Annotated in this window: 3 protein-coding genes; 2 read left to right on the top strand and 1 reads right to left on the bottom strand. The window is 34.7% G+C overall.

All coding sequences use genetic code 11. The features are described 5' to 3' along the window. Window positions 1–171 precede the first annotated feature (171 nt). Both ENL20_03960 and alr read left to right on the top strand, forming a co-directional pair. Window positions 172–1,524 (top strand): PhoH family protein, encoded by a 1,353-nt coding sequence (locus tag ENL20_03960; protein HHE37710.1) that lies wholly within the window; start codon window positions 172–174, stop codon window positions 1,522–1,524. A 139-nt stretch (window positions 1,525–1,663) separates the two neighbouring features. Further along, a complete protein-coding gene (gene alr / locus ENL20_03955; GenBank protein ID HHE37709.1) occupies window positions 1,664–3,601 on the top strand; it encodes an alanine racemase in 1,938 nt (645 codons plus the stop codon). A 497-nt stretch (window positions 3,602–4,098) separates the two neighbouring features. Here the strand turns inward: alr and ENL20_03950 are convergent. Beyond that, window positions 4,099–4,756, bottom strand: a 658-nt coding sequence (locus ENL20_03950) for a TraB/GumN family protein (protein HHE37708.1), incomplete at its 5' end; no start/stop codon positions are given.

Raw genomic sequence — 4,756 nt, 5'->3', positions numbered from 1 at the left:
TAAACACTCGATGAGTTTTTTAAGGCATATCCAAAAAACAGGTTTTAACCGATCTGAAGCCTAAATCGAGGGGAGATTTTATAACATTTCAGAACACACTTAAATATAAAGAGTTAGGCGTGTATTAATGAGAATTATGTTACACAACCTGGTAAAAAAAAAGGAGTGTTAATGAAAAAAAAGACTTTTGTGTTGGATACGAATGTCTTGATCCATGATCCGCAGGCAATGTTTTCATTTGGAGAAAATACAGTTGTAATCCCTATTACCGTTATCGAAGAGATTGATAATTTCAAAAAAGGATTAGATGAAAAAGGAAGAAACGCCAGGCAGATCGGAAGATTTCTGGATGATCTAAGACTGAAAGGCAGTTTACAGGAAGGTGTAAAAAATGAACATGGTGGGATTATTAAAGTCGCTTTAAGTCGTCATATTTCCGAAACTGCCAATCATATTTTGATCACTGATACTAATGATAACCTGATCATCGGAACAGCTTTTTATATCCAGAAAAATGAGAAGGATACAAAAGTCATTCTTGTTTCCAAAGATGCAAATGTTCGCATAAAAGCAGATGCCATCGGATTAAAAGCGGAAAATTATGAGACTGATAAGATCAATTTCCAGGAACTTTATACAGGATTCAGCAGGATAAAAATCGAGGATGATCTTTTTCAAGATTTGGAAGAAAAACAATTCTTAACGAATAACTTTGGAGATTTCTTCCCGAATCAATTTGTTAATTTCTATCGCAAATCATCTGAAAATAATCAAAAGATAATTACTCGCTATTCCATTGAAAATAATACTTTTTATCCGCTTCAATATTATAAAGGAGAAGAACTTTATGGCATTAAAGCACGAAATGATGAACAAATAATGTCATTCGATCTGCTTTTAGATCCTGCTGTAAAAATGGTCAGTTTAGTCGGGAAAGCAGGAACAGGAAAGACTCTGATCGCGCTTGCTGCTGGTTTGAATCAGGTTGTCGAGAATAACTACTACAAAAGACTCGTTGTTTCCCGTCCAATATTTCCATTGGGAAAAGATATCGGTTATCTTCCCGGAACAAAATCAGAAAAATTCAATCCCTGGATGCAGCCTATTTATGATAATATGGAAATTCTTCTTTCACATCGCAATGAAAAAGAAGACAATGATAACGGCAAAGTTTTCGGCAAGAAGCAGCCGTCCTTAAAGGATTATCTCGATTTCGGATTTATTGAACTCGAACCTCTAACCTACATTCGTGGGAGAAGTCTGCCGGAACAATACCTGATCATCGATGAAGCCCAAAACCTGACTCCGCACGAAATGAAAACGATCATCACCAGAGCCGGAGAAGGAACAAAAATTATCCTGACCGGTGATCCGTATCAGATAGATATTCCCTATCTTGATTCGGAAAGCAATGGATTGAGTCTCGCTGTGGAAAAATTCAAAAATGAAGAAATTGTCGGACATGTGACTCTGGATAAAGGTGAGAGATCGCAATTGGCGGATCTCGCTGCAAAGTTCTTTTAGAAATGCCACAGACTTACACTGACTAAACACAGACAAATGAAAAAATTGAATAATGAAATCATGAAAGAATTATGGAATCAAACAAATTTAAAAACTTTACAATTCCTAGGTGTCTTCGTGTCTTTGTGGTAAAAAAAACATGCAAAATGATAGAAGCTGGACAGAAATAAATCTCACAAACTTTGAACATAATTTGAATGAACTAAAAAAATTTCTTCCTGCGAATACTCAAATAATGCAGATCGTGAAAGCAGATGCTTACGGTCACGGAGCATTTGAAATTGCCAAGAAATCGATCAGATGCGGAGTAAAGTTCTTCGGAGTTGCAAATGCAGATGAAGGAGCGATTCTCCGTTACCAGGGAATTAACGAACAGATTCTCATTCTTTCACCTTCGTTGATTTCAGAGATCGATTCGATTATTGAGAATAATCTGATCCCGACAATTTCCTCGATCGAGTTTGCTGAAAGCTTGAACAAATCAGCAAACCAGGAAATAAAAATTCATATTAATATCGATACCGGAATGGGACGGAGCGGTTTTTATTATTCTGAAGCATTAGAAAAAATTCAACAATTACGAAAAATGGAAAATCTGCAGATCGAAGGAATTTTCTCTCATTTCTCTGCTGCAGAAAATGACGAAGAATATACAAAATTTCAAACTGAAAGATTTCAGCAAATACTCGATCTACTTAATTTCCAACCAAAATATATTCACATTGCAAACAGCAGCGGAGTTATTACTTCAAAAAATGAATTTGCGAATTTAGTTCGAATCGGATTACTTTCTTATGGAATTTATACAGATGATTATTTAAAAGAAAAGATCAAACTGAAACCTGTGATGACTTTCAAATCCAGAATCAGTCAGATAAAATTTGCGGAAAAAGATGATGCTATCGGATATAATAGAACTTATATCTCGAATAAAAAAATCAAATATGCAATTCTTCCCATCGGTTATGCTGATGGGTATGATTTCCTGCTCTCCAATAAGGGAAAGGTTTTGATCCAGAATAAGCTTTGTAATGTAATCGGGAAAGTCAGTATGGATATGATTGCTATTGATATTTCGGACATTCCAAATGCAAAGATTGGAGAGGATGTTGTTCTTCTCGGAGATGACAATGATGCCATAAAAGCAGAAAACCTGACTAAATTATATCAGGGTTCGAGTTATGAGATTCTCTGCCAGATCGGAAGGAGAGCGAAAAGGTATTACAGAGAAAACAATGAAATAATCAGCTCTTCCCCACTTTTAAGAAGGGAATTTGTTTCCAGAGATTATTCAGATAAAAAATTAAGCAATATTATCGAAACTGCAATCGAACAAAGGTTGCAAAGCAAAGAAATTGCAGACCTTATCTATAAAGATATTCTTAAAAGGTTTTTCATTGAAAAAGACCGAGAAATATATTACAGGAAAAGCTTTAAGCATACGATTGAATTCCAAAATGTCAAAAAGTCCAGCGTTTCCACAGAAGACGACGAATCTCCCTTCATAAGAGAGAACAAAAGAGGATTTTTAAATAATTATTTCCAAACCAACACAACACTTACTTTCACAAAAAAACTCCAGAACGATTATTTTTATGTTGCCTGTGCTAAAAATGAAAAACAATTAGAGAAGTATTTCCTGCGAAGAGATGTTGAATACCGCTGGCTTCTCGATCATAATTTCGATCTTGATCCGCAATTCTTCAATGTTACATCCGTTAAAATAAATAACATCGAATTATATAATGAAATGAAGATATCTGACGGATGTATCGAGATCAAATGTTATCATCCGGAATTAAAAGGACTGGTTGGAAAAGAAGTTGATTTCTCGATTTCCACTCAAACATATTACCCAAAGAACTCTCATCAACTCGGAATTTATATCACTGAAATAACTCAAGGAGTGAATATCAAATTTATTTTCGGAAATATTTTTGAAGAAGTAGAAGCCATTCCCATTTTTTCCGGTAGAATGAAATTTCCAATCATAAAGCAAAAAGAAAACTCGATAATTGTATCTTCCCAAAAGAAAGAATGGATATTTCCGAATTCGGGTGTGGTGTTTGTGTATTAGAAATATCTCTTATATATTCTTCTTTATCAATTAAGATTATAATTTTTCTTCAAAAACAAGTTTTGAGAAAAGACCAATCTTCGATTGAGACACATTCTTGTTCCCAAATTCTCCCGAAAGATTTCGGGAGGAACACAACTGATAAAAAAATTTCATTTCGAATAATACTTGCTCGTACAAAAAATCAAAGTAAAACTTTTCAACAATTGCATTCCTTGTCATTGTTCCAATGACATTTTAAAATTTGGGAATGAGGAGAAACTGTAGTTTTGAAAATTTCATGATCCCGATTCATCGGGATTGGTAAGTTTGGATTTTTAAGCGGCTATTTATAGATTAACCCAACTAAATTACATCCTCATTACTCTATTGGGGATTCCCATTAATCCTTTGGGAACTCCAAAAATGAAAAAGGACATCCCAAAAATAAAAAATGGGAACTCCCAAATTAAAAAAAAGAGCGTAATTCCTTACGCTCTTAGATCACAGGTTTATAATTACAACTGTTTCGCTTTATAGCCTTTCTTTTTTAACAATTTCAAGATTCCTTCATCTCCCGCATAATGCCCGGAACCAACAACCACAAAATAAGTTTTCCCATCCTGATTTGTTAGAAATTCTGCGATTTTCTCCGTCATCCTGATATTTCGTTCGGTAAACATTTTTTCATAAAATGGTTTAAGTTCGGGAACTTTTTTCACTTTCTCAACGATCAATTTATCGATTGCTTCTGCATCTCCTGATTGCCAGGCAACGACTATTTTATCCATCATTTCAACTGTTTCGTCCGGATCATCAATGGCTTCTTTGAGAAGATTTAATTGAACTTCATCATCTAATCCGCTGAAAAGTTTTAATTGAAAATCAGCAGTTTCCAATTCGATGATCTCTTTATTCTCTTTTGCTTTATCCAGGAAATGCACATCGATTCCCAGCTTTGGATCCATTCCCAATTTCATAATCCTCAAGGAAGCAAGATTGATCATCACATACCATGGTTTGAATTGCTTAACCATATCAATGGTCATCATTCCGGAAGCTGCGAATTCGTCGGAAAGTTTTTTGTAATGTTCTTCCGAAAGAACTGATTGTATAGTCCTTTCATCTTTATAAGATGCTTTTTCCATAACCAATTTCTGAACACTTTCCATATCC

The sequence above is a fragment of the Candidatus Cloacimonadota bacterium genome, assembly GCA_011372345.1.
Classification (GTDB): Bacteria; Cloacimonadota; Cloacimonadia; order Cloacimonadales; family TCS61; genus DRTC01.
The sequence above is the reverse complement of the archived record's forward strand: the minus strand, read 5'-3'. Positions and strand labels throughout refer to the sequence as shown.

Bases quoted from the DNA above. Each gene is read 5' to 3' on its own strand.
- alr (HHE37709.1), top strand. From the start codon at position 1,664: ATGCAAAATGATAGAAGCTGGACAGAAATAAATCTCACAAACTTTGAA.
- ENL20_03960 (HHE37710.1), top strand. From the start codon at position 172: ATGAAAAAAAAGACTTTTGTGTTGGATACGAATGTCTTGATCCATGAT.